This window comes from Psychrobacillus glaciei (genome assembly GCF_008973485.1).
Classification (GTDB): Bacteria; Bacillota; Bacilli; order Bacillales_A; family Planococcaceae; genus Psychrobacillus; species Psychrobacillus glaciei.
The window spans coordinates 2466743-2491393 of sequence record NZ_CP031223.1; the positions used below are offsets into that span (position 1 = coordinate 2466743).

Sequence of the window (24651 nt, forward strand, 5' to 3'; positions counted from 1 at the left end):
ACCGTATTTCTATGCTTTTTTATAACGTAATACCGGCTGACGAGCAGCTTTTGTTTCGTCTAAACGATTGATGACCGTTGTATGTGGTGCATTTTGAACGATTTCTGGATTTTCTTCTACTTCTTTTGCAATTTGGATCATTGCATCGCAGAAAGCATCTAATGTTTCTTTAGACTCTGTTTCTGTTGGTTCAATCATCATACCTTCCTCTACATTTAGAGGGAAGTAGATTGTTGGTGGATGATAGCCAAAATCAAGCAGGCGTTTCGCCATGTCAAGTGTGCGTACACCCAATTTCTTCTGACGACGACCACTTAATACAAATTCATGCTTACAATGGCGGTTATAAGGTAGATCAAAGTATTCTTCCAAACGTCTCATCATATAATTTGCATTCAATACTGCATATTCTGTTACTGCTTTTAGACCATCTGGACCCATTGAACGAATATATGTATAAGCACGTACATTGATTCCAAAGTTTCCGTAGAATGGTTTTACACGACCAATCGTTTGTGGACGATTGTAATCGAAAGTATATTTTTCATCCTCTTTTACAAGAACTGGGCTTGGTAAGAATGGGATTAGGTCAGCCTTCACTCCTACCGGACCAGAACCTGGACCACCACCACCATGTGGACCTGTAAATGTTTTATGCAAATTCAAGTGAACACAGTCAAACCCCATGTCCCCTGGACGAGCTTTTGACATAACAGCGTTTAAGTTTGCTCCGTCATAGTATAATTTACCACCAACACCGTGGATGATTTCAGCTAATTCTAAAATGCTTTCTTCAAAAAGACCTAAGGTATTTGGATTTGTAAGCATTAAGGCTGCTGTATCTGGACCAGCTACGCGGCGTAAATCTTCTAAATCTACTAAACCATTATTATCCGATTTCACCGTAATAGTTTCAAAACCTGCGACTGTTGCAGATGCCGGATTCGTTCCATGTGCTGAATCAGGAACGATTACTTTGGTGCGGTGAGTATCCCCATTTGCTTCATGGAATGCACGAATCATCATAAGAGCTGTCCATTCACCATGCGCACCAGCGGCCGGTTGTAGTGTCACTTCGTCCATACCAGTAATTTCGATTAAATGCTCTTGAAGATCATACATTAACTCCATTGCACCTTGTACAGATGATTCGTCTTGTAATGGGTGAATATTAGCGAATCCCGGGAAGCGCGCAACTGATTCATTTATTTTTGGATTGTATTTCATCGTACAAGAACCTAGTGGATAAAACCCAGTATCCACACCGTGATTACGATTAGAAAGTGCTGTATAGTGACGCATAATATCTAACTCAGATACCTCTGGTAATTCAGCCTCTACCTCGCGAAGTACACCTTGTGGTAAAAGTGAAGCTAAATCAACTTCTGGCACATCTAATTCGGGTAGGTTATACCCTACACGGCCTTCTTTCGTAATTTCAAAAATTAGTGGTTGATTATCTTTATGCATAAAGAGCCCCCATTTCTTGCACGAGTGCATCTATCTCTTCTTTTGTTCGTTGTTCTGTAACAGCGATTAACACATGGTTTTTAAGGTCTGAGTTTACACGACCTAAGTCGAATCCACCGATTATTCCTTTTTCAAGTAGTGCTTTATTTGCATTTGCAACTGAACCATTCACTTTTACAACGATTTCATTGAAATGAGCGCCTTTGAATGGAATAACAAAGCCAGCTTTTTCAAATGCTTGTTTTGCATAGTGTGTCTTTGTAATATTTTGAATAGCCATTTCTTTCACGCCTTTTTTACCTAGTGCAGTCATTGCTACAGAAGCAGCAAGCGCATTTAATGCTTGGTTAGAACAGATGTTAGAAGTTGCTTTATCGCGACGAATATGTTGTTCACGTGCTTGTAGCGTTAATACAAATCCGCGACGACCTTCTTCATCTGTTGTTTCACCAATTAGTCGCCCAGGTACTTTACGCATTAATTTAGATGTTACTCCAAAGAAACCACAGTGAGGTCCACCGAATGCTTCAGAAATTCCAAAAGGTTGAGCGTCTCCAACTGTAATATCTGCTCCAAACTTACCAGGTGGAGTTAACGCTCCTAGAGCAAGTGGGTTTGTAGAAACAACGAATAACGCTTTTTGTTCATGTGTTAGTTGCTCGACTTTAGCTAAATCTTCAATTTGACCAAAGAAGTTTGGATATTGGACTATTACTGCAGCAGTCTCTTCATCTACTAATTCTTCTAGTTTTAATAAGTCCGTCACACCATCTTTTGAAGGGATCGTAACAACGTTTACATTTTGACCTTTTGCATACATTTTCACAACATCAATATATTCCGGATGAACCGCTTCAGAAACTAAAAGTTTTTTTCTTTTTGTATGTCCTGCTGCTAAATTTCCTGCTTCTGCTAAAGCAGTTCCACCGTCATACATAGACGAGTTCGCAAGATCCATTCCAGTTAATTCACAAATCATCGTTTGAAATTCAAAAATAGCTTGAAGCTCTCCTTGCGAGATTTCTGGTTGATATGGCGTATATGCTGTATAAAATTCAGATCTAGATATAACATGATCTACAATGATTGGCTTAAAATGATCATACACACCAGCACCTAAAAATGATGCGTATTTTTTGCTATCCGCATTTTTATCCGCTAGCACAGATAATTCTTTCAATAAAGCCGACTCCGCTTTCGCAGGTTTAATATTATATTCTCCTTTAAATCGTACTTTCTCAGGGATATCTGCAAACAATTCATCAACGGAAGAAATGCCGATTACATCTAACATTTCCTTTTGATCTTGTTCAGTCATTGGTAGATAACGATGCTTCATCAATGGACAACCTCTTTCTGCAATTATTTTTGTCTTTTATAAAATGGCGTGGCTACAGTAACAGCTTTCAGACGTTTATTTCTAATTTCAACTTCTAACTCTTGACCGAGTTCTGCAAATGTTGCGTCAATTAATGCCAGACCAATATTTTTTTTCAGTGTAGGTGACTGAGTACCTGTCGTAACAAAGCCTATTTGCTTTTCACCAACGAACACTGGATATCCAGTACGTGGAATACCTTTGTCAATCATTTCAATTCCAACACTTTTTCGAGGAGAACCATTTTCTTTTTGATTAGCCAATACAGATTTACCATTAAATTCTTGTTCTTTTTTAAGTTTTACTACGAATCCTAAACCAGCTTCGAGTGGAGAAATGTCTTTGGATAACTCCTGGCCGTATAAAGGAAGGCAAGCTTCAAAACGTAATGTATCACGTGCTCCAAGTCCACAAGGAAGAAGTCCATCTTCTTTTCCAGCTTTAAGGATACTGCTCCATAAGTCAGAAACATCAGTGTTTGCTGCATAAATTTCGAATCCATCTTCTCCAGTGTAGCCAGTACGAGAGATAAGAACTGTTTTCTCAGCTACTTCGATATTATCCGCAAAACGGAAGAATCGGATTTCATCAAGATTTTTAGAAGTTAGCTTTTGTAGAATGTTTTGTGCTAATGGACCCTGCAATGCAAGTAGACCATATTCATCCGATTTATTGTTTAGTTCAACATCATCAATTGTATTTTGTTTCATCCATTCAAAATCTTTTTCAATATTGGACGCATTCACTACTAATAAGTAGTTGTTGTTTTCTTTTTTATAAACTAATAAATCATCCACAATACCACCATCTTCATAACACATTGCAGTATACTGTGCTTGACCACTTACTAACTTGGAAACATCATTTGTCATCAGCTTTTGTAGAAAATTTTCAGCTTTTGAACCTGTAACTGTTATTTCACCCATATGAGAAACATCAAACAATCCAGCTTTTGTTCTCACTGCTTCATGTTCTTCTTTAATACTAGAAAATTGCACAGGTAATTCCCAGCCACCAAAATCAATTGTTTTTCCTCCATAAGTTGCATAGTCATCGAATAGTGGTGTACGCTTCAACTGTTCCGACAAAAAAATCTCCCCCTTTTGAATTTTCACACAAAAATGGACAGAAAAACCCCTTTTAAAAAACAGGGGTTCTCTGTCCTGGCACCTGAAAGTTTACCAAAATGGCTTTCCTCTTTGGTGGCTTTGCGTAATATAAACGAAAGCACTCTCCAGAGTTGCGTCCTATACGAGTTCTTTTGCCTGAGAGATTCATAAAATTCATTATTTGCTCCTTCGGCGACGCATCGAATGCGTTCTCTCCCCGTATGCTCATCCGCTATATCTGTATTATTCACTCGCTTTGTCTATATCCTAACATTGAAAGATAAAGGAAGCAATCTTTTTAATAAATTACCTCAAACGCGAACGTTATCCATGAAACAAAATTAATTATTCGCCTTTCAACCTATTCACTTGATATCCAGCATATTCTGTCACTTGTCTTAAGGGGCGATTCTCTGTAAAAATTGTAATATGCGCTGATTTCTTATAAAATTTTCTCCGCTTATTATATAACTGCTCCAATTCTTCTCTCGTACTACTTTGTACAATCGGTCTATTTTTATCATTTTTTATTCTGATCCAAATATCTTGGAAGGTTGCATCTAAAAACAAAACTAAACCAGTTTTACGCATTATCCTTATATTTTCATCATTCATAGCAACTCCACCACCCGTTGAAATGATACACGATTCCTTTCGAAAGTTTTGAAGGAATTCTGTTTCTAATTTTCGAAAGTACGCCTCTCCATTTAGCTCAAATATTTCTGGAATTTTCTTCTTTTCATTTTTCACAATCTCTTTATCCATATCATAATATGGCATTTTTAATAAATAGCTCAACCTTCTACCGACTGCACTTTTTCCGCTTCCCATAAAACCGACTAAATATACTTTGTACATGATTCACCACTCACTACATACCAGGATTATTATTCGTGTTCGTTAAAATTTTCTATTCTTTTGATAGTAGCATTAATATTGCTCAATTCCAACGAATCATACGTTCGATATTTTGATTGGTATGCAGCAGTTATCGTAAATAATGAAAAACAAACGATTAATAGCAATAAAATGGCGGCAGGAAGTAATACCCCTTTCTCATTCTGAATGAAATGTAACATATAATATGTGCTCCTTTTTTATCCCATTCATAAACTCTACAGCAAACTTCAATGAATTTCCTTCAAGGTTGACTGAAATAGATTTTACATGGAGCAACATCTGTTCATGACCTAATCTATTTTTCTGTTTTCTAATTAAATTTTCATATAGCTCTATATCAAACTCTTCTCCATTTTTTCGAAAACGTATACCCATATCTTCTCTTTGCACTATTAATATTTCTACATTATCTAAATAGGTTTCTACGTCCTGTATAAAAAGTGCCCAATCTATCTCAGTTGGATTTGTCACATTATCTTCCGTCTTATGTAGCAATCCGACCGTTATTGCAAATATTTGAGAAAATACCATTAATACCGATAGTTGGATAATTCCTTCTATTAATGTATACCCAGCTTCTTTGTTTCCTTTCAAAAGGAAATTGATAAGCAATTATATTTCTCCTCTCGCATCCCTTCATAGTTCACACAGATTTGTTCCTCATCGATTTCAAATGTGTATAGTAGGTTATCCATATGCATTTTCCCACCTAAGATATTTTCTGCAATATGCATTTTTATGCCCTCATGCATGACAATAGAAGAATGATATTTTCGTCTTTTCTCTTCAAGCTGCGTTGCCATATTACTCAATAATGGAAGCAGAGTTGTTGCAATTAGAAAAATAACACTTAAAGAAACAATTGTTTCAGGCAAAGAGAACCCTCTGCTGTTATTCATAATTCATCCTGCCTTTTCCAATATAAAGCGTAACTTTTTTTAGTCCATTCTTTGTTTCAAATAATAATGTGCCAAATTCTTTTACCGATCCATTTGGGTGAAAGGCAATATCTTTTAAGGGGCTATCTTTTGATAACCGAATACCAATTGGCATCCCGAATTCAAATAATTCTACATTTGAGGATTTGGCAGTATATTTTGAACCATTTTCCTTAAAATTGATATACGTATATTTTTGCTCCCCAATCGATATACTCTGAAGTCTTTGAACATCCAATTGAAATTGCTTAAAAAAGCGTTTTTCCTCTACCTCCTCAAGCTTAGAAGTAGCAACAAAAATAATAGAAGATGTCATAACCATGACTATAGACAAAACGAGCAGCAATTCGATTAACGTAAATCCTCTTTCATTTGATTTAACCACCACTTGCTTCAGAACCCGATGCTACTTCACCTTCGATAGAGACGCTTCCATTATCAGGATTAATAATAACTACCGTTCCATTTGGACATGTTTTATCCCCTTTCAAATAACCTTCCTTGGATAATTCGTCTAAAGTTGGAACCTTTTTCTTCTCAATTTTATATGCTTCAATTTGACCCTCGAGCATACGTGCAAAAGCTTTACAACCTTTATCATCAATAGACGCGGAATGTTTTGTTACATTTGGAATAGTAATAAGTATTAAAATAGAAATTATTAGCAACACGATCATCATTTCCACAAGCGTGAAACCTTTGCTATTTCTTACAAATTTCATCCTATTTTCTCTCCTCTTATACAATATTTATCATTTCATAGATTGGTAGAAGAATAGCTAAGTAAGCACCTATTATAAAAATAGCCAGTATCAAAAAAAGGGTAGGTTGTAAAACACTTAAATACTTGGATATTTTCGTTTCAATTCTTTCTGTTAAAAATTCACTGTACAATGTCAGCTCTCTTCCAAGGTAACCACTATTTTCTCCATGTGTGACAAAAAGTTGGAAATCCTTTGTAAAATAATTTGATAACAGGACGGCTTCAGAAAATGATTCACCGTGTACAATTTTTTCTCTCATTTGTTTCGAGATAAATTGAAGCGTAATATGTTCTTCTTGAGATACGAGTGCGTCAAAAGCTTGCTGTATGGATATGCCACTTTCTATTAGTCCCCCCATTTCTCTTGAAAAGACTCTAGTCAAGAATAAATGGTACCAACTATTTACTAGAGGTAATTTCCCATAAAATGCAAGTTGTTTTTTTGCATTTTTTTTACGCACTACAAAAATTACGACCGATATAGTTACAATGGCAATTGCCATACCAATTAAAAAATAATTGGGTAAATGCAGTAAAACATTTGTCCAGATAATAGAGCTTTCTGATTCTAATGTGGTCCTTGTCCCAAGTAGAGACTCCATATTAGGTAGAAAATAAATTCGAAATATGGTAAACAACAAAAAAATAACAACAAAAAGAAACAAAGGGTACATTAATAAGTTATTTAATCTTTTTCTAGCACTTTCAAAAATAGCTGATTGAACTCCCAAAACCGACACAGTTTCTTGAAGCTGTCCATGTATCGTAGCAAGATTAATAGGAAGCAGTAATCGATTAGGGAATCCTAGCAGCTTAAATACTTCCGTAACACTTGATCCATTTTTATGCACTTCCGTCATTTTTTGAATCACGAGATCCGACTTTTTAACATGAAAAGGTAACAACATAGAAATTGCTTCATGAAATGTATAACCTTCTTTTAATAAATCACTCAATCTTTTTAAAAAAGAGGATTGAACACTTAACGGAATGGTTTCTTCTTCCCTAGCAAAATAATTATTAATTTTTTGGAATAACACCTTCCCTTACTCCTCTCTCTATTTGATAAGAAAGCGTTAAAGAATAAGGAATTTGAAAATCATTCCCAGTCATAAGTGAGTTCAATGCTTCCACTAAAAATTCATCCGAAATAATTTCAAAAATAGCTGATAACTCCGGCTCCTTGGTAAGAGATACCGTTACAAGCCTTTGCGCAACTATTCCAATAATCGTTTGCTTTAACTCTTCGGAAGAAATTCCAAGATCTATCAAACGATAAAATGAACCCACTGCATCTTTTGCATGGATAGTAGAGACGACAAGATGGCCCGTGAGAGCTGCTTGAATGGCTGCTTTTGCTGTTGCTTCGTCTCGGATTTCTCCAATCATAATAACGTCTGGTGAGTGTCGTAATATAGCTTTCAACCCTGAAGCATAAGTTACACCGGAGCGTTCGTTCACTTGGATTTGCAATAGATGAGATTGACTATTTTCAACTGGGTCTTCCAGTGAAATGACATGCCTATTTAAATTTTCCGAACAATATTTTGTAAGTGAATACATCGTAGTTGACTTTCCTGACCCTGTGGGACCAACAAAAAGAATCAATCCTTGCCGATTATTTGCAAGTTCCACAATTTTGTCGGAAGCATCATGAAATAATGATAAGGAATGTAAGAGCTTTGCATTATCATGTTGTTGAAGACGTATAACTAATGATTCTTTGCCAAAAACAGAAGGCAAAGTAGAAACACGAAAAGAAAATTTTTGAGAGTTGAAAATCTGTTTAAAAGAACCGCTTTGTGGTTTTCTTTTTTCGCTGATATCAAGAGAGGATAAAAACTTGAAGTATGAAATAATACGTTCACCCATGTTTAGGGGAAGCTTCCCTGCTTCAAACATTTGAGAGTTTTTCTTAAAGTAATAAAAATAGTTCTCTTCGTTTGGAATCATGTGCAAATCAGAAGCACCAAATCTATGTGCTTTTTTAAGTAATTGAAAACATTTTTGTTCTACAATATTTTCTATTTGTTGCATGCATTTTTCCTTTCTCCAGTTACAAGTTGCGACCGCTACAACTTGTACAATCCTAGTATAATCTAAAATTAAATAGAATGAAAGTAATTTTATTTAATTTTCAATTAATTCATATAATTTGGTGTATCTTCTTATGTATTTTATCTTCTTTTCAAAGCAATCTAAAAGCAACTATATACCGAGTGCCTTGTTTATAAATGACTTTATTCAATCTGATTATAAGTATGTGCATTTTAAAAATTGCATATATCAAATAGAAGTTCTATAATGGTTGTAAATTCGTTTGTTGAAAATAGCGACTAATATTTTATAGTTGGAACAGGCTAACATTAAATGCTGATCAACAAACTAATAAAATACACATTTTTGTGACAATGTGTGGTGTAATATAGTTAGAAAGATAATATTCGGTTTACATGTATGAACTATTTCATTTATAATGAATAGGAGAATATTTGTGTCGTTGCAAAAGGAGGGACTACAAATGGGCAATATGTATAAAGTGATGGCTTTCTGGACAGGGATTTTTGCAGTTATGTTTTATTTAGGTGATATGACAGAAGCTTCTTTACTATTTTTAGCTAATACAGGAATTTTCCTTCTTTTAGGCTTCTTAAACCTTTCCGAACGTATGTATATGTACATCTTCGGAGCTTACTTAATGTTCTTCTTCGCCGGTTTTACATACTACACTACGTTTATTCACGTACCAGGCGCTGGGCATTAATTATACATCTCAAAAAAGCAGCTCAATAATTTGAGCTGCTTTTTATTATTTTTTTAAGAAAAACGCAAATCATCCTTTAAGTGCACCTTGTCTTCACTTATTCCCGAGTGCTTTGGACGAAATATCGGCTACACTATTAACGTTAGAGTAATGGATCGTGAAGTGACTGCGTTACTTCACGATCCATTTTTTTCGGTAATCTTGTGGCGAATGTTTGTCCGTCTCCATCTTGAAATACATAAAGACATAATGCATTTGGTTTGGATAATTAGTGATACAATGCTTTCCTACTCTTTAAAAAACAAACAATGTGTCAATTTCGTCCGCTTAGCACTTCATTATCAATAGAAACTTCCTATTTTTTCTCTGTTTCCACTTGCTATATTATTAAACAAAGGAAAACATCAGAAGCATATCATCTTTCTATTGTTGCACAGATAATTGGGATGGAAGGCGGCGAAACGCATACATTTGAGACCCTCTGTGCTAAGCTAGGAGTCTCACGGACGACATGTAACGGAACTCATCCTGTTCATGGCATCAAAGTTATATACTTTCATATTCTTTTATAAACATTTAAAAACCATTTAAAAATGGATTCGTTTCCATTTCTTCTCCTGGAGTAGTAGCTGCACCATGTCCGGGATATAAAATAGTTGTCGCTGGCAAAGTTAATAGCTTCGAATGAATGGATTTCATTAATTCTGCGTTATTTCCACCTGGCAAATCAGTTCTTCCTACACTATTTTGAAAAAGCGTATCCCCTACTATAGCAAAATCATCCTCCTTGAAATAGTACGTTATACTACCTGGCGAATGACCTGGTGTATATAGTAATTCAAAAGAAAAGTCTCCTAATTCTAATTGCGCTTCATTTGTTAAAACGTTCTCCGCTTCCCTACAGATAATAGAGGGAATTTCAGCATATTTCCCTGACCCATTTTTTTCGGGATCAAGTAACCATTTTTTTTCAGCGGAATGAATGTATACAGGAATGTTAAATACATCCCTTACTTGATCCATCCCTCCAATATGATCAAAGTGAGCATGCGTTAGCAAAATTGCGATTGGCTTCAAATTTAAACGCTGGAGTTCACGTATTAATTTTTCTCCATCTCCACCTGGATCAAAAATTAAACATTGTTTGGACGTGTTAGATACAACATAACAATTAGTTTGTATAAAACCTAGTGGATAAGTTCTAACATTTAGCATAATAATCACCTCTCTATCATTTTAAACGATTTACTAGTCTTTGTTCAATTAATCGCCACTTATTTCACTCGACAAAAATGATGAATACAATTACAATAGAAGAGGAATATGCAAAGCGGCATTCATTTTCTGATGTCGAAAGGAGTATCTTTCATGAACTTATTAATGGTAATTTTTGGACTCGTTGCAATTTTAGCTGCAATTGGAACTTTTCAAGCTTTTAAAGAAAAGAATGCACTAGGAGTCTTATTTAACTTTGGTTCTTTTGCTGTTTTTGGCTTCTTTACAGTCATGACAATTGTGAATCAAGGTTTTCCACCAAGCTTACACTAAAATGTAATAGAAAGAGCTGTTGTACAAATTGTACAACAGCTCTTTTCTATTCATCTAAGTGAATCCAGACTTTTTCTTTTAAAGGGTTTAACTGAATCCAATTTTCCTTCTCATATCCACCTAGGCATGTTTCTCCGTTTGGTGAGCATGCAATGGGTTGAGTTAAAACTTCTCCCAATTCCCGCTCCCCATCCAATGAAATAGATGAAAGAATACCTCTATCACTAGATTCATCGACATTCCCACTTTTTAGTCCCTTAATTAGGAAAAATTGATTTGAATGCACATTGGAAATAGTTGGTATGACCCATTCTGAGTAATTACTGATTGCCGGTGATGTCCATTCAAAAGAACTTTGCTTTTCATTGTCAATGAAACGATATTCATATAACTTTTTTTCTTCGTTTATCTGAATATACAGCATGCTTTTCCCTAAATTCTGAACATCAATTAAATGCATAATACCTGTTTCCTTTAATGACTTTTCAGAAATAGAATAAAGTATCAACTCATTCCCATCTAAACTGCTATCAGATCCTCTTAACAACATTAAGTGATCCTCATCGTACCACTTCACAAAAGGGTTCTCTACCTCTATAGATTGCAGGTTTTGAGTAGAACTATTGTAAACAAACGTATTATATGTCCAATCCTCATAAAATGTTGTAAAAACAATTAAATCTGGATTCGTTGGATGCCAATCCATATATAGCTCATCTGATTCAAAAGATAAGCTTTGCACTAAGTATCCATTCTTATGTATAATCTGAACTTCTGCTGATGAAGAATTACTTGATGTATGTAATAAGATGAGCTCTTTATTTGGATGAATAAAACCTTCAATTATCGGTACAGTTGAAGTGTAAATTATATTCCATAAATGATTCGAAACGGAATAGGATTGAACAGTCCATTTTCCTTTGTCGAAGATAATAAAAAGTATTTCATCGTTTGATAACCATCCAATCACACTCTGAAAAGAGGAGGAAGTTAATGAAATCGATGGAAATTCTTTGGACGCTTTTTTAGTTGTACTTGTTATAGCGGATGCATTATCTACTATGGCTGTCTTTTCATTTTCCTTTTTTGTCATTTTACTTTCTGAACAACCTTGCAGTAGCATGACAAAAATAATTAGTATTCCAATTTTCTTCAATAGACTCCCCCCTTCATATTATAGTAGTAGACGTGTAAAAAAGAAATTTGTTTCATAGAAAAAGCACAGACATATTACTGTCTGTGCTTTATTATTATTTATTTTCTTTTTCAGCTTGTTCAATAAGGAGATTTCCTGTTTTCAAATCATAGAAACGTAGCAAATCCCCGTTAATTATCTGATCAGAATATCCAAGTTCTTGGGTAGTTCGATCAATATACGGTTGGCAATTTTCAATTCCAATTTCCGAACCATTGGAATTGTCGTAACAAGCATTACCAGCATACACCAATTTATCAGTTACAAAACCACCATTACGGAAAATGGCAAAGTCCTCATGATCCTTAGAAAATAGATCTGCACCTAACTGCATGTCTTTCGTTGTATCTACGCCTAGTAAATGTAATATAGTAGGTCTAATATCAATTTGCCCTGCAACTTCTGTTTCTACTTTCCCTACTCCACTATGTGGAATATGAATAAAGAATGGAACGCGCTGAAGTTTAGCTGATTCATATGGTGTAATTTCTTTCCCTAAATATTGTGCCATTGCAGCATTATGGTTTTCAGAAATTCCGTAATGATCTCCATACATAACAATAATTGAATTATCATACAAACCTTTAGCTTTTAAATCGTCAAAGAATGATTTTAAAGATTCATCCATATATCGTACAGTCTGAAAATATTTATTTAAAGTTTTAGAATTAGAATCATACGGAGGGATAAATTGATCCTCTTCATCTAAATCAAATGGATAATGATTCGTTAAAGTAAGCATACGAGAATAAAATGGTTGAGGCAAATCTGCCATTAGATCAACCGATTGATTTAAGAAAGGAGTATCTTTCAATCCCCATCCAACAGAGTTATCATCTGTAACATCATAACTATTCACATCATAAAATTTCTGAACAGAAAGTGCCTGATACATCATATCTCTGTTCCAAAAACTTTTGTTATTTGGATGCATTACATTCGTGAAATAACCTTTATCATTTAAGCTTTCTGCCATTGAGTGAAACTTGTTACCACTATGCGTAAAGAAAACGGCTCCACCACCTAAAGGATATAGAGAATTTTCAACTAAAAACTCCGCATCTGACGTTTTTCCTAAACCTGTTTCATGGTAAAAGTTAGAAAAGTAAAAAGTATCTTTGTCTTTCGTTAACGAATTCAAAAACGGTGTAATTTCGTGTCCGTTCATATCGTTATTAATAACAAAGTTTTGCAAAGATTCCATAGAAATAACGATTAAGTTTCGACCATCAGCAAGACCAAACATTTTGGCATTAGGTTCCGCCTGATTTGATCGAACATAGTTATTTACCTCCACAAGTTCACTACCATCTGCAAGCGCTCTTTGTGCATGCGATTTCGATTGAATATATAGATCATATAAATGGTAGTTGTATGGTCCTAAATTTTTCACTAACATTTCTCTATCAAAACTTCTCGTAAGAAGTTGTGGTCTTTCGATTTCAGACAAACCTAAATTTAAAAACAACACTGCTGCAGCTAGGACAAAATATGCTCTTCTAACAGCTGGTTTAACAAGTGAAATTTTCTGACCAATTTTTAACCATTTTAAAGCAATGATAAGAATTGCAACATCTGTAAAATAGAAAATATCTGTAAAATTAATACTAGATTTAGCAGAGTTTCCTAAATCGCTAAAGTTATTTGTCTGAAACAATACCGGAATTGTAATAAAATCCGTAAAAAATCGATAAAAAACTACATTGACATATAACACTATTGATAGAATGATGCTTGTTATAACAATATATCTATTTCTAGCTTTTGCACCCTTGAAAAATAGTGATAGCCCAAAAATAAACAAAAGAAAACTAAGCGGATTTATAAATAATATAAATTGTTGCATTATATTCTCTATTTTCAAGTCAAAGCTTGTATGATAAACCACATAGGTTTTAATCCAAGTAGCCACAATAGCAATTACAAGAATTGAATGTGTCGGCCAGTTTTTCTTCATCATGCCTACATCCTCCCCTCTTTACACTTTTTATAATATGAGAAAAAGTAACAGAGTATATCTTAATCCTTTCTTTACAATAAATCAACAGAGATAAAATGGTTAAACTATATAATTTTTCACATGTATTATTTTCATACCCATTATTAGACGGCTGTAAACAAAGGAAGTTTCATTTTATAAAAAAAAGAAAAGCAACAGATAAGAATGAATCCGTCGCTCGTTATCTTTTATATTTATTTTGCTCTTGCCTTACTATCAATATCGCAATCTGAAAGTCCTTTGCTTCGATCATTTGCATCTTATATAATTCTTTTATTTCATCTTCCATCATTTCTAAGTCCGCTAAACGATCTTTCGTATATATATATATTCCAAATCGTTTTAAAAGTTGCATTACATCATATACTGTTTTCATCTAATTATACCTCTTCACGATTTAATTGACATGGAATTATTTGACAATTAGTAATTATTTTATTCACTGGCAAGTCAAAGTTGCCTCGCTCCACAGCTTCACACACTTGAAAATCAAATGCTAGAGAAATTGTTTGACCGTAATATGCAGATAAAAACCGATCATAATACCCTCCTCCATAACCAATTCGATAACCAGTTGGTTCATATACAATGCCAGGCACAACAAGCAAATCAATATTATTAGGATATACAGATGTTGTTAAAAGCGGATTAGGCTCTAATAACTGCATATAAACTGTTTCTAATTGTTTAAAACTTTCCAACTTATAAAAAGTCATAGTTCGATCTTTAGGGTTACATTTAGGAACTACCACAGTTTTTCCTATCTCCCAAAGCTTCTTTATTATTCCTTCCGTGTCCACTTCTGGAAAAGCGGAGATGGTTAAGCCGATGGTGGATGCTTGGTTGACATCTTCTTCAATAAGAAAGCGATTTTTTATCTGTTCTGAGTATGTATGATATAATTTGTTGTCTAGTGTTGCTAGTCTAGTTTTCATTTCATCTCGTACTTCTTTTTTCGTCATGCCTTCCCCTCCATATAATTCCATAGAAAAAAACCAAAACCGAAATTGGTTTTGGTTTAAGTTATTATTTAGTTTCTCTATGAAGAGTCGATTTCTTTTCACGTGAGCAATATTTTTTAAGTTCAAGACGTTCTGGATTGTTACGCTTGTTTTTCTTAGAAATATAGTTGCGCTCTCCGCAATCTGTACAAGCTAATGTAATATTAACGCGCATGGTTGTCCCTCCCACTCTTTTACAGGATGAAATATAAAATCTGAGCATGATTTATACGACTAATCCATTATAGCATATAAACAAATAAAATCCACAGTTTAAGAAAAGAATTTTTTCAAATTTTTTTGGGATATGTTAGTATAATAAGAGGAAGTTATTAAGTAAGAGGTGAATATTATGGACTACTCAATCATCATTATGGTTATCGGTATTATATTAATTATTGTTTCATTTTTCGTAAAAGATTCTGTCAAGAAAATGGAGACAGAAATGGAAGACCTCTCTTTTACATTATATCAAGAAACAAGTGCTCTAAAAAGGAGACTAAAAATGGTAGAAGAAGAATTATTAATGGAACCAACCAAAATAGCTCTACCCGCAAAACAAAAAACAAAATCTGTCATTCATGACATTATAAAAAGCCAAGTACTGGAATTACACAAACAAGGTTATTCTTTACCAGAAATAAGCAAAAGATCCTCCTTAACTGTTGAAGAAGTGAAATCAGTTATAGGCGGTGGAAAATAAATGAAGAGAGCATCCATCCGTTCATTGGGCATTGGGTTATTTCTTGCTGGTGCCGTATTTCAAATTCAACATCTATCCATATCAGGTGAAATTAAATCCTCGCATGCGATAAATGAAGGAGCATATGATAAGTCCCAAGCAGAATTGAAAATTGTTAAGCAACAGCTTGCTCAGCTCCAACTAAACTTAGAGAACGTAAAAAAAGAAAACAGTACAGTAGTTAACGCAAAAAATGAGGAAAAAGAAGATAAAGAATCCCCTTCTAAAAAAAGCACTTCTAATTCTATTTTAATAGTGCAACCTGGCATGAATTCAAGAGAGATTAGTTCCGAATTAGAAAGCACTGGTATCATTCAAAATAAACAAGATTTTGAAGACTATTTAGATGCCCAGAATTTAACTGGGCGCATTCAAATCGGGGAATATGAATTGGATTCTTCTTTGACGATGAAACAAATTGCTGAAAAAATTACGAAAAAATAAGAAAAACGGAAACATCCTTTAAGTGCATCTTGTCTTTACTGTTTCCAGAGTGCTTTGGGCGAAACATCACCTACACTAATAACGTTAGAGTAATGGATCGTGAAGTGACTGCGTCACTGCACGATTTATTTTTTCTGTAATCTTGTGGCGGATGTTTGTCCGTCTCCCTTTTGTATTAGTTGAAATCAAGGTACTTTTGATTTGGATAATTAAAGACAAGATCCTCGCCTACTTATATTCACATGTTCAAGTGATAACTTACAAGTAAATCACAATAATAAAGATACATTAAAGAGACTTCAATAGAACATCTACAGCTTCTTTAATATCTTTTTCACGAATAATTTCCATAACATCACGTTCAGTAAGGTCAGATTGCAAACCGGTAGCTTTCTTTCCATTAAAATCTACATTCACCTCAGTACCTTTACTAATATCTAGTGTATATGTTTGACCATTGACCTCTTGATTATAGGAAAAAGAACCGAGATATTCTAGATTTTCATGATAATTAAGCTGATATGTCATCCCATTAACTTGGATTGGCTTTTCTATTTGCCCATCATCATATTTTTCTCCTATGTCCTTCTTTATAGAAATGTGTAAAGTATTATTAGGATATTGTTTCTGTAAGTAATATTTTAATGAAATGTATTGAATGTCTTCCTTCGATATTTCTTTCTCATATATTTTATCTGCTTCTAAACTAAATACATCTATTTCTTCATCATTGGAATTAAACACCATGATTTCTTTTAAGTTATATTCTTTAAAAGTATTCTTATATTTAATATCCGGATATAAAAAAGAAAATTCTTTTAAATTATTGAATGTGTAAAACTGATGATCTATCAATCTATAGTGATCTAGATTTTCACTATTTTTCGAGATAACGACTTTATATTCATTGTATTTCAGCTTTTCTTTTTCTTTTTCATACATTTTTTCCATCTCTTTAAATTCCTCTAATTCAGCCTCAGAAAACTCCTCATTTGAATAGACAACTTCCTTGTATTCATATGTTCTGTTGTCATGGTTAATCACAAATTGGGCTACCACTTCACTAACCTGCTCTAAAAACGGAAAGTTAATCTTATCTATTGTATCTGATGGACTATGTATGAAATCCATTATTTTCTGACTTCCTAGACTTACTGCATTTATATTTTTAGATAAAAACGAAGCGTAATCGCTTACAAGCCCCTGCGAAGTATCAACTTCCACTGGTAAGTCATTATTCTTAAAGTGAATAGTTACATCATCTAGCAATTCCTGCATCGCTTCCTCTCCACCGGCAAGGAGTTCAATGGGGGCGTCATATATAGCATCTAGGTTAACATTAATAAGATGTTTATACTCCTTTTTCAATATATCCGTATAGTGCTTACTACCTTGTAAACCTGATTCTTCGCCATTGAAAGCTACAATCACAATATCCTTTTGAAATTTACCATTCTTTTCAGTGTATTTACTTAGCTTTTTCGCTACATCCAGTAAAATAGCCACTCCTGATGCATTATCAATAGCACCTCGATAAACCGTGTCGTTCACTTTTCCTACATGGTCAAAATGAGCGGAGAGCACAACTGCATTCGTTGAATCATTCCCAGGAATTTTGCCTACAACATTATAAGCTTGAATTTCCTCCAACTCGGCACGACTTGTTATTTCCAGTTGCCCTTTAGATTCTTTCTTTAACATTTCATATGTGTCTTTATTTATTTGAATAAATGGTTTTTTCATATTGTTTACATTTAACATTCTTTTAAAAGAGTCTTCCACAAGCAATATCCCTGAAACTTTGTCGTGTACCTGTTCAAAATTTTCTCGATTTTCCAACACAATAAAGGAATTCTCTAGTTCTGGATCATGGATATCAAACGTAAATGGAAAACTCTCCTTATAATTTGTGAAACCAGACCTTTCTAGAAAATCTATACCACGTTGAAGTTCAACTATTCTACCATCCTCGGTCTTTATGTTAATCTCAAATTTTATTTTTTCTGGATCATAGTATTGATGAGGATAAGCCTGCAAATAATTATTTTCTTTAAACGGCACTAAACCAATTTCTTTAAACTTTTCTTCTATAAATTGAACAGCCCTATTGTTACCTGTTGTGCCTGTCAATCTACCTTCCATTTCATCCGATGTAAAAACTTCAACAAAATCTTTTATATCATTATTTTCTTGATTCAATATTGCAATATTGTCAGAACAACTACTTAAAAAGATTAATATAGCGATTAATGGTACGAATTTTTTTAACATACGGATCCACCTTCCTCTAAAATCTCATAAATTACCACATATTAGTAATTATATAATTAGGAAAATATAAATACAATGGATATATTGACATTTTTCCCAGTTTTTTTAGATAATTATAATATTACAGAAACATTTTTTTGCGGTTAGTCTAAAGAGAAAAAAGGCAGTCTCAAAAGTTTTCACTTTCGGACAGCCTCTATTCTTAATTATTCAATTCATAATGCTTTCCTTTTAATAAAAACAATACTCGCTCTGCCATATTTGTCGCATGATCCGCCGATCTTTCCAAATAACGACATACGAATGAGAGTTGTGTAATTTGACTAAGTTGTGCTGGTTGCTCTACTCCAACAGATAGAAGTGTTTTAATCGCATGACCATACATTGCATCTATTTCATCATCTAGTTTTGCAATTTTCTTTGCTTCCTCGATATCTTCATTCATAAAAGCGTCTAAAATCTGCTTTAACATTGCAATTGTTTTAACACGCATTTCATCTAATAAGTGAATCGGAGCAATATGCTCGTCTTTTCCAATTCTAATTGTTTCTTTTGCAATATTTACAGCATAATCACCAATTCGTTCCATATCCGATGCTGCTTTTATCAGTACCATTAATCTTCGTAAATCAGTAGCTACAGGTTGTTGTTTGGCAATAAGTAAAATAACCCGGTCATTAATTTCTTCATCCATTCGATTAATATGGATATCATTATTAATAACTGTAAGGGCACCTTCAATATCGCTTGCTAATAAATAATCTATGGATTCATTTAGTGTATTAATGGCCATATTACTTAATTCAAGCATCAAATTCTGCACTTGATGCAATTCCGCGTTGAATTTCTCTCTACCTACCATCTTTTTCCAACTCCTTTCGTCATCCGAAACGTCCTGAAATATAGTCTTCTGTTCGTTTATCTCTTGGTGTAGAAAAAATAACATCCGTTTGATCAAACTCCACCACTTCCCCGTTTAAGAAAAAGGCTGTTTTATCTGAAATACGAGCAGCTTGTTGCATATTATGCGTAACAATTATAATAGAGTAATCCGTTTTCAATTCTTGAATTAGTTCTTCCACTTTAAGAGTAGATATTGGGTCAAGCGCTGATGTCGGTTCATCCATTAAAATGACATCAGGTTCTATCGCTAGACACCGAGCGATACAAATACGTTGTTGTTGACCGCCCGAAAGGCTGTATGCATTTGTGGTCAAACGATCTTTTACTTCATCCCAAATAGCTGCTCCTCGTAAACTTTTTTCTACAATTTCATCAAGTATCTTTTTGTTTTTAATACCGTGAATTCTTGGTCCATATGCAATATTATCGTAGATTGACTTTGGAAATGGATTTGGCTTTTGGAAAACCATACCTACTTTCGTACGTAATTCTTCTACTCCGTAGTCCGCATCAAAGATATTACGTTCACGATATAAAATTTTCCCCGATGTTTTAACAGTTGGTACTAATTCCACCATTCGATTTAATGTTTTAATATAAGTAGATTTACCACAACCAGATGGTCCAATAATGGCAGTTACTTCGTTTTCTTTAATCTGAAGGTCTATATTTTTTAAAGCGTGGTGGTTCCCATACCATAAATTTAATTGTTGTGTACTGTAAACAGTATTCGATAAATCTTCATTTACAACGGATGTATTTTCGATAACTTGTATCATCTTTTTTCCCCCAGCTCCAAAATTAGTTTAGTACCTTTTTTGAAATTTATTTCGAATAAGAACGGCAATTGAGTTCATGATTAATAAAAACATCATTAATACAAGAATCCCCGCAGCAGCGACATGTTGAAATTCTGCTTGTGGTCTTTTAGACCAATCATAAATTTGCATTGGTAGTGCAGTGAATTGGCTCAGCAAATTCTCCGGTAAAAACTGAATAATTACAGGTATACCGATTACTACTAGAGGAGCCGTTTCCCCAACTGCACGTGACAGGGCCAAAATTGCACCAGTTAAAATTCCGGGAATAGCAGAAGGCAAGACAACTCTCGTGATCGTTTGCCATTTTGTTGCACCCATTCCATATGAAGCTTCCCGAACATCTTTAGGTACTGAGCGAATTGCTTCTTGAGCACCAACGATTATTACAGGTAGTATCAATAAACTCATTGTAAATCCTGCAGCTAAAATACTATTTCCAAGGGATAAAGTACGAACGAAAATAGTCAAACCGAGTAATCCAAATACGACAGAAGGTACACCAGAAAGGTTTGAAATATTCATCCGAATAAAGTCATTGAGTTTGTTTTTCTTTGCATATTCCTCTAAATAAATTGCAGTACCTACACCTAATATTAACGAAACAGGTGCCACAACACCCATTAACCATATGGAACCAACTAAAGCAGCCTTAATACCAGCCTTTGCAGGAAAACGAGAACCAAAATTCTTGAAAAATTCTGGTGTTAAATAGCCAATTCCTTGAGTAGTTATTCTGTAAAATAGAATGGCAAGTATGACTAATGCAAATAAAGTTGCGAAGAAAAATAGTGTTTTAAATACACGATTTGTAATAAGTCGCCTATTCATTCTTTTTACTACTGATTCTTGATTTACATATTTCATCTTAATATTCCTCCCGATACTTTTTCGAAATAACGTGAGCAATAAAGTTCATCAATAGTGTAAATATGAACAAAGTAAATCCTACGGAATATATAGAGTAATAGATAGTCGTTCCATATCCCGCATCTCCAGACGACACCTGAACTATATATGCGGTCATTGTTTGAATAGAATCCGTCACATTAAAATCAAATTTTGGAGTAGAACCTCCAGCTAATGAAACAATCATCGTTTCCCCAATTGCACGTGATATAGCTAGTACAACGGAAGCAATAATTCCCGATAAAGCAGCTGGTAATACTACTTTTAAAGCAACCTCTAACTTGGTAGACCCCATTGCAAGTGCACCTTCACGTATAGATTTAGGAACGGATGACATGGCGTCTTCTGATAACGATGCAATCATAGGTAAAATCATGATGCCTACAACAATACCTGGGCTTAATGCGTTGAATATTTTTAATCCAGGAATAATTTGTTGTAGTAACGGTGTTACAAAAGTTAAAGCAAAGAATCCATAAACGATTGTTGGTATACCTGCTAAAACTTCTAAAATTGGTTTAATAATTCTTCTAGTGTTATCACTTGCATACTCACTTAAAAATACAGCAGAAGCAATACCGAATGGAACAGCTACGATAATAGCAATTAAAGTCACTTTTAAAGTTCCTGCTATTAAAGGAAGAATTCCAAATAGTTGTTCTGTATTAGCAAATGGAAACCATTCTGTTCCAAAAAGAAAATCTGTAATCCGAACTCTTGAAAAAAATATCCCTGTCTCCACGATTAGTGTAAAAACGATACCAAAAGTCGTTAACACGGATACAGAAGCAATAAGCAAAAGAATGATTGGAATAATCTTTTCTATCATTTTCTTGTGTTTCTTATTGCTCGATTTTGCAATTAGTTCTTGTACTGATGAATGACCAGTTAACCTTTTTTGAGCCATAGTGACTCCCCCTTTTACCAAACGAAAGAAAAGAGTAGCAAGCCTGCTACCCGTCTCTTTACTTTTCAGATTGACCTTTTATTTTAAAGTTTCTAAATCAGCTAACCCTTTTTTGTAATCAGCATCTGGTAGTTTTACATATCCAACTGCTTCAGCCATCTCTCCGGCATTTTCAAGTGTATACTTCATGAAATCGAATGCTGCTGCATTGTCTTTTAAAGCACTATTTTTTGCATAAACAAATAGTGGACGAGATAATGGTGCATATTCCCCAGATTCGATCGTTGCATTTGAAGGCTCAACCCCACCAACTTTTACTACTTTCAGACTATCTTTGTTAGCTAAATAATAAGCATATCCAAAGTAACCAATGGCGTTTTTATCTCCTTGTACACCTTGTACTAATACGTTATCGTCTTCAGAAAGCGTAGCTGCTTTTACCAAATCTGCTTTTTTAAGTACCACTTCATCGAAGTAATCATATGTGCCTGAATCTGTTCCTGGTGAGTAAAATACGATTTCTTCGTTCGGCCATTTTGGATTTATATCAGACCATTTTTTCTTTGTACCGTCTTCCGTCCACATTTTTTGTAGATCTTCCATTGTTAAAGAGTCAACCCAATTATTATCTTTATTCACTACTAATGAAATACCATCATATGCAATTTTAAATTCAGTGAAATCAATACCTGCAGCTGCAAGTTTTTCTTTTTCTTCATCTTTAACTGGACGTGATGCGTTTGAGAAATCTGTTGATCCTGCGATGAATTTTTCGAATCCTCCACCTGTACCAGACACTCCAACTGTAACTTGAACTTTATTTTGTACTCCTGCATATTCTTCCACAATTGCTTCCATGATAGGTGCTACTGTACTTGAACCATCACCAGCTACTTTACCTTCAATTGCTACTTCTTTCGTTCCGTCAGTGGAAGCTCCTTGTGTAGCGGTACTTTCAGTTTTTGATGTGCTTGAATCATTTCCACAAGCTCCTAGTGTTAATACTGATCCTACCATTGATGCCATTATTAAGTACTTCCAGTTCTTCATCTGGTATAGCCCCCTAAAGTTTTGTTTCTATTTCTCTTACAAGGTTTACTATAAAGGGTAGATGTTGAGTCGATGTGAATGTATTGTAAAGCTTTTGTAAATTGAGTAGTGTGTGAAAATAAGAAAAGCGCAAGTGTCCTTTAAGTACATTTTGTCTTCACTATTTCTAGAGTGTCTTGGACAAGACATCAGCTACACTAATACCGTTGGAATTTTTGTGGATCGTGAAGTGACTGCGTCATTGTATGATCCATTTTTCCAATAATCTTGTGGTGGATGTTTGTCCGTCGCCATCTTGAAATAGGTAGTGACCTGTTGCAGTAGGTTTGGTTAATGAGAAAATAAATCCTTTCCTATTCTTATAAAAGCGGACGAAGATGCAATTTCGTCCACTCAGCACTTCTTTATTCATGGATGCTATCTATTTTTTCAGGTTCCACCAACTCTAATCATCTACAAAATGAATTATGTATACTTTATTAATTAGAGATAAAAGGAATAAGAAAAGCGCAAGCGCCCTTTAAGTGCACCTTGTCTTCTCTATTTCTAGAGTGCTTTGGACGAAACATTTGCTAGACTATTACCGCGGGAATTTTTGTGGATGGAGAAGTGACTGCGTCACTTCTCCATCCACTTTTTTTCGATAATCTTGTGGCGGATGTTTGTCCGTCACCTTCTTGAAATTTGTAGAGACAAGGTGCGTAAGGTTAGGTTAATGAGAGATTAGATACTTTCCTATTCTTTTAAAAGCGGACGAAGATGCAATTTCGTCCGCTCAGCGCTTCTTTATCAATGAATACTACCTATTTTTTCAGGCCCCACCAATTCTAATCATCTACCCGCTGATTCATGTATACTGTGTACGATAAAAGTAAAAACGTATAGGAAATCCTGCTTAAGGAAGACACCATTAAAATCACTTCAAGTCGTTGTGCATACTGGATTTCTAGTATTTCAATTTCATATACTTTCTTATTAGGAACTACTCACTTAATGGATTGTAGTGAAAGGTAGCGACTCCAGACGGAGGCCAACAGGATGTTGGTCATGAAGGCGTTGCCACACGATGTGGCACTCTTAGCCTTCGTTCCTCGTCGCTCACCCCGCGGAACGCGTCCACCTGAAACGAAAATCCGCGGTATTATATAATTCTTTAAAGTACTATGAACGCTGGTTTCGCAGTACGATAATCCATATACTTTCTTATCTTTTCAAAAAAAGATAACTGCCTAGTAAGTTGACAAATACACTTATCAGCACTTACCGTATATATCTCCGTTTAAACACTCATTATAATGACCCAGTTCAGTATTCCTACAAAGCATCAGCGCACGTGTTTATTAACGAAAAATATCCATTCTTGGATTGCATTGGATTGAACTATTAATTCACCATTAACGATATGTCTGCGTGCGGTAATCGTGTTTTAGTCATTCATCCCTCTCTCTTTTGCAGGCACACATAAACCAAGTGCCAAATATTTTGGGAAAGAATTTCATAGAATAAGCAGCCAAAGATGCAATTTTGACAGCCCAGCGCTTC

The 24651-nt window shown here is 34.6% G+C and carries 27 protein-coding genes and 1 riboswitch; of the genes, 4 read left to right on the forward strand and 23 right to left on the reverse strand.

All coding sequences use genetic code 11. The features are described from left to right. Window positions 1-9: 9 nt before the first annotated feature. From gcvPB to comGA, 11 genes are all read right to left on the reverse strand, one after another. Window positions 10-1470: an aminomethyl-transferring glycine dehydrogenase subunit GcvPB gene (gene gcvPB / locus PB01_RS11525; protein WP_151700334.1), complete on the reverse strand. Its 1461-nt coding sequence runs from the start codon at window positions 1468-1470 to the stop codon at window positions 10-12. Beyond that, window positions 1463-2809, reverse strand: a complete 1347-nt coding sequence (gene gcvPA, locus PB01_RS11530; protein ID WP_151702041.1) for an aminomethyl-transferring glycine dehydrogenase subunit GcvPA — start codon at window positions 2807-2809, stop codon at window positions 1463-1465. The genes gcvPB and gcvPA overlap by 8 nt, the downstream gene beginning before the upstream one ends. Window positions 2810-2832: 23 nt before the next feature. Further along, window positions 2833-3936 carry a glycine cleavage system aminomethyltransferase GcvT gene (gene gcvT, locus PB01_RS11535; RefSeq protein WP_151700335.1) on the reverse strand — a complete coding sequence of 368 codons (1104 nt, stop codon included), beginning with the start codon at window positions 3934-3936 and terminating at the stop codon, window positions 2833-2835. 155 nt (window positions 3937-4091) lie between these two features. Continuing rightward, window positions 4092-4186, reverse strand: a riboswitch (glycine riboswitch). Window positions 4187-4302: 116 nt separating this feature from the next. Beyond that, window positions 4303-4815, reverse strand: a complete 513-nt coding sequence (locus PB01_RS11540; protein ID WP_151700336.1) for a shikimate kinase — start codon at window positions 4813-4815, stop codon at window positions 4303-4305. A 29-nt stretch (window positions 4816-4844) separates the two neighbouring features. Beyond that, a complete protein-coding gene (locus tag PB01_RS11545) occupies window positions 4845-5036 on the reverse strand; it encodes a hypothetical protein (protein ID WP_151700337.1) in 192 nt (63 codons plus the stop codon). Then, on the reverse strand, window positions 5014-5469 hold the full coding sequence (comGF, locus tag PB01_RS11550) for a competence type IV pilus minor pilin ComGF (protein ID WP_192797348.1): 456 nt from the start codon (window positions 5467-5469) through the stop codon (window positions 5014-5016). The genes PB01_RS11545 and comGF overlap by 23 nt, the downstream gene beginning before the upstream one ends. Then, the gene (locus PB01_RS11555) at window positions 5448-5756 is read right to left on the reverse strand and encodes a type II secretion system protein (protein WP_151700339.1); all 309 of its coding nucleotides are present in this window, start codon (window positions 5754-5756) and stop codon (window positions 5448-5450) included. The genes comGF and PB01_RS11555 overlap by 22 nt, the downstream gene beginning before the upstream one ends. Continuing rightward, window positions 5749-6180 carry a competence type IV pilus minor pilin ComGD gene (gene comGD / locus PB01_RS11560; RefSeq protein WP_192797349.1) on the reverse strand — a complete coding sequence of 144 codons (432 nt, stop codon included), beginning with the start codon at window positions 6178-6180 and terminating at the stop codon, window positions 5749-5751. The genes PB01_RS11555 and comGD overlap by 8 nt, the downstream gene beginning before the upstream one ends. Further along, on the reverse strand, window positions 6173-6517 hold the full coding sequence (gene comGC, locus PB01_RS11565) for a competence type IV pilus major pilin ComGC (protein ID WP_151700341.1): 345 nt from the start codon (window positions 6515-6517) through the stop codon (window positions 6173-6175). Before comGC ends, comGD begins: the two co-directional genes overlap by 8 nt. 16 nt (window positions 6518-6533) lie before the next feature. Then, entirely contained in the window at window positions 6534-7598 is a 1065-nt protein-coding gene (gene comGB / locus PB01_RS11570) for a competence type IV pilus assembly protein ComGB (RefSeq protein ID WP_151700342.1), read from the reverse strand. Further along, window positions 7579-8595 (reverse strand): competence type IV pilus ATPase ComGA, encoded by a 1017-nt coding sequence (gene comGA / locus PB01_RS11575; protein WP_151700343.1) that lies wholly within the window; start codon window positions 8593-8595, stop codon window positions 7579-7581. Before comGA ends, comGB begins: the two co-directional genes overlap by 20 nt. A gap of 484 nt (window positions 8596-9079) precedes the next feature. On the opposite strand from comGA, the gene PB01_RS11580 reads away from it, so the two are divergent. After that, window positions 9080-9322, forward strand: coding sequence for a DUF2626 domain-containing protein (locus PB01_RS11580; protein ID WP_053588888.1), 243 nt, complete (start codon window positions 9080-9082; stop codon window positions 9320-9322). A 576-nt stretch (window positions 9323-9898) separates the two neighbouring features. Here PB01_RS11580 and PB01_RS11585 read toward each other — a convergent pair. After that, a complete protein-coding gene (locus PB01_RS11585) occupies window positions 9899-10537 on the reverse strand; it encodes an MBL fold metallo-hydrolase (protein WP_151700344.1) in 639 nt (212 codons plus the stop codon). Window positions 10538-10690: 153 nt separating this feature from the next. On the opposite strand from PB01_RS11585, the gene PB01_RS11590 reads away from it, so the two are divergent. Next, window positions 10691-10870: a DUF2759 domain-containing protein gene (locus tag PB01_RS11590; protein ID WP_151700345.1), complete on the forward strand. Its 180-nt coding sequence runs from the start codon at window positions 10691-10693 to the stop codon at window positions 10868-10870. Between the two features lie 46 nt (window positions 10871-10916). On the opposite strand, the gene PB01_RS11595 is transcribed toward PB01_RS11590, so the two are convergent. From PB01_RS11595 to rpmG, 5 genes are all read right to left on the reverse strand, one after another. Beyond that, on the reverse strand, window positions 10917-12026 hold the full coding sequence (locus tag PB01_RS11595; protein ID WP_151700346.1) for a YqgU-like beta propeller domain-containing protein: 1110 nt from the start codon (window positions 12024-12026) through the stop codon (window positions 10917-10919). A 94-nt stretch (window positions 12027-12120) separates the two neighbouring features. Continuing rightward, window positions 12121-14025: an LTA synthase family protein gene (locus PB01_RS11600; protein ID WP_151700347.1), complete on the reverse strand. Its 1905-nt coding sequence runs from the start codon at window positions 14023-14025 to the stop codon at window positions 12121-12123. A gap of 220 nt (window positions 14026-14245) precedes the next feature. Continuing rightward, on the reverse strand, window positions 14246-14440 hold the full coding sequence (locus PB01_RS11605) for a YqgQ family protein (RefSeq protein WP_151700348.1): 195 nt from the start codon (window positions 14438-14440) through the stop codon (window positions 14246-14248). Window positions 14441-14444: 4 nt separating this feature from the next. Continuing rightward, a complete protein-coding gene (locus PB01_RS11610) occupies window positions 14445-15026 on the reverse strand; it encodes a 5-formyltetrahydrofolate cyclo-ligase (RefSeq protein WP_151700349.1) in 582 nt (193 codons plus the stop codon). 64 nt (window positions 15027-15090) lie between these two features. Then, a complete protein-coding gene (gene rpmG / locus PB01_RS11615) occupies window positions 15091-15240 on the reverse strand; it encodes a 50S ribosomal protein L33 (RefSeq protein WP_093265860.1) in 150 nt (49 codons plus the stop codon). A gap of 177 nt (window positions 15241-15417) precedes the next feature. Here rpmG and PB01_RS11620 point away from each other — a divergent pair, with 177 nt between their 5' ends. Together PB01_RS11620 and PB01_RS11625 are read left to right on the forward strand one after the other, a co-directional pair. Continuing rightward, window positions 15418-15768 (forward strand): hypothetical protein, encoded by a 351-nt coding sequence (locus PB01_RS11620; RefSeq protein WP_151700350.1) that lies wholly within the window; start codon window positions 15418-15420, stop codon window positions 15766-15768. Then, the gene (locus tag PB01_RS11625; protein WP_151700351.1) at window positions 15769-16251 is read left to right on the forward strand and encodes an endolytic transglycosylase MltG; all 483 of its coding nucleotides are present in this window, start codon (window positions 15769-15771) and stop codon (window positions 16249-16251) included. Between the two features lie 288 nt (window positions 16252-16539). On the opposite strand, the gene PB01_RS11630 is transcribed toward PB01_RS11625, so the two are convergent. The 6 genes from PB01_RS11630 to PB01_RS11655 all read right to left on the reverse strand — a co-directional run bounded on the left by PB01_RS11630 (window position 16540) and on the right by PB01_RS11655 (window position 23109). Beyond that, the gene (locus tag PB01_RS11630) at window positions 16540-18522 is read right to left on the reverse strand and encodes a M28 family metallopeptidase (protein WP_151700352.1); all 1983 of its coding nucleotides are present in this window, start codon (window positions 18520-18522) and stop codon (window positions 16540-16542) included. Between the two features lie 202 nt (window positions 18523-18724). Further along, window positions 18725-19384, reverse strand: a complete 660-nt coding sequence (gene phoU / locus PB01_RS11635) for a phosphate signaling complex protein PhoU (RefSeq protein ID WP_151700353.1) — start codon at window positions 19382-19384, stop codon at window positions 18725-18727. A gap of 19 nt (window positions 19385-19403) precedes the next feature. After that, window positions 19404-20204: a phosphate ABC transporter ATP-binding protein PstB gene (pstB, locus tag PB01_RS11640; RefSeq protein ID WP_151700354.1), complete on the reverse strand. Its 801-nt coding sequence runs from the start codon at window positions 20202-20204 to the stop codon at window positions 19404-19406. 27 nt (window positions 20205-20231) lie between these two features. Next, window positions 20232-21110 carry a phosphate ABC transporter permease PstA gene (pstA, locus tag PB01_RS11645; RefSeq protein WP_151700355.1) on the reverse strand — a complete coding sequence of 293 codons (879 nt, stop codon included), beginning with the start codon at window positions 21108-21110 and terminating at the stop codon, window positions 20232-20234. A 1-nt stretch (window position 21111) separates the two neighbouring features. Further along, window positions 21112-22059 carry a phosphate ABC transporter permease subunit PstC gene (pstC, locus tag PB01_RS11650; RefSeq protein WP_151700356.1) on the reverse strand — a complete coding sequence of 316 codons (948 nt, stop codon included), beginning with the start codon at window positions 22057-22059 and terminating at the stop codon, window positions 21112-21114. Window positions 22060-22137: 78 nt separating this feature from the next. Beyond that, on the reverse strand, window positions 22138-23109 hold the full coding sequence (locus PB01_RS11655; protein ID WP_151700357.1) for a PstS family phosphate ABC transporter substrate-binding protein: 972 nt from the start codon (window positions 23107-23109) through the stop codon (window positions 22138-22140). Window positions 23110-24651 lie beyond the last annotated feature (1542 nt).

Bases quoted from the DNA above. Each gene is read 5' to 3' on its own strand.
- gcvPB (WP_151700334.1), bottom strand. From the start codon at position 1,470: ATGCATAAAGATAATCAACCACTAATTTTTGAAATTACGAAAGAAGGC.
- gcvPA (WP_151702041.1), bottom strand. From the start codon at position 2,809: ATGAAGCATCGTTATCTACCAATGACTGAACAAGATCAAAAGGAAATG.
- PB01_RS11540 (WP_151700336.1), bottom strand. From the start codon at position 4,815: ATGTACAAAGTATATTTAGTCGGTTTTATGGGAAGCGGAAAAAGTGCA.
- PB01_RS11545 (WP_151700337.1), bottom strand. From the start codon at position 5,036: ATGTTACATTTCATTCAGAATGAGAAAGGGGTATTACTTCCTGCCGCC.
- PB01_RS11555 (WP_151700339.1), bottom strand. From the start codon at position 5,756: ATGAATAACAGCAGAGGGTTCTCTTTGCCTGAAACAATTGTTTCTTTA.
- comGC (WP_151700341.1), bottom strand. From the start codon at position 6,517: ATGAAATTTGTAAGAAATAGCAAAGGTTTCACGCTTGTGGAAATGATG.
- comGA (WP_151700343.1), bottom strand. From the start codon at position 8,595: ATGCAACAAATAGAAAATATTGTAGAACAAAAATGTTTTCAATTACTT.
- PB01_RS11580 (WP_053588888.1), top strand. From the start codon at position 9,080: ATGGGCAATATGTATAAAGTGATGGCTTTCTGGACAGGGATTTTTGCA.
- PB01_RS11585 (WP_151700344.1), bottom strand. From the start codon at position 10,537: ATGCTAAATGTTAGAACTTATCCACTAGGTTTTATACAAACTAATTGT.
- PB01_RS11590 (WP_151700345.1), top strand. From the start codon at position 10,691: ATGAACTTATTAATGGTAATTTTTGGACTCGTTGCAATTTTAGCTGCA.
- PB01_RS11600 (WP_151700347.1), bottom strand. From the start codon at position 14,025: ATGATGAAGAAAAACTGGCCGACACATTCAATTCTTGTAATTGCTATT.
- PB01_RS11605 (WP_151700348.1), bottom strand. From the start codon at position 14,440: ATGAAAACAGTATATGATGTAATGCAACTTTTAAAACGATTTGGAATA.
- PB01_RS11610 (WP_151700349.1), bottom strand. From the start codon at position 15,026: ATGACGAAAAAAGAAGTACGAGATGAAATGAAAACTAGACTAGCAACA.
- rpmG (WP_093265860.1), bottom strand. From the start codon at position 15,240: ATGCGCGTTAATATTACATTAGCTTGTACAGATTGCGGAGAGCGCAAC.
- PB01_RS11620 (WP_151700350.1), top strand. From the start codon at position 15,418: ATGGACTACTCAATCATCATTATGGTTATCGGTATTATATTAATTATT.
- PB01_RS11625 (WP_151700351.1), top strand. From the start codon at position 15,769: ATGAAGAGAGCATCCATCCGTTCATTGGGCATTGGGTTATTTCTTGCT.
- PB01_RS11630 (WP_151700352.1), bottom strand. From the start codon at position 18,522: ATGTTAAAAAAATTCGTACCATTAATCGCTATATTAATCTTTTTAAGT.
- phoU (WP_151700353.1), bottom strand. From the start codon at position 19,384: ATGGTAGGTAGAGAGAAATTCAACGCGGAATTGCATCAAGTGCAGAAT.
- pstB (WP_151700354.1), bottom strand. From the start codon at position 20,204: ATGATACAAGTTATCGAAAATACATCCGTTGTAAATGAAGATTTATCG.
- pstA (WP_151700355.1), bottom strand. From the start codon at position 21,110: ATGAAATATGTAAATCAAGAATCAGTAGTAAAAAGAATGAATAGGCGA.
- pstC (WP_151700356.1), bottom strand. From the start codon at position 22,059: ATGGCTCAAAAAAGGTTAACTGGTCATTCATCAGTACAAGAACTAATT.
- PB01_RS11655 (WP_151700357.1), bottom strand. From the start codon at position 23,109: ATGAAGAACTGGAAGTACTTAATAATGGCATCAATGGTAGGATCAGTA.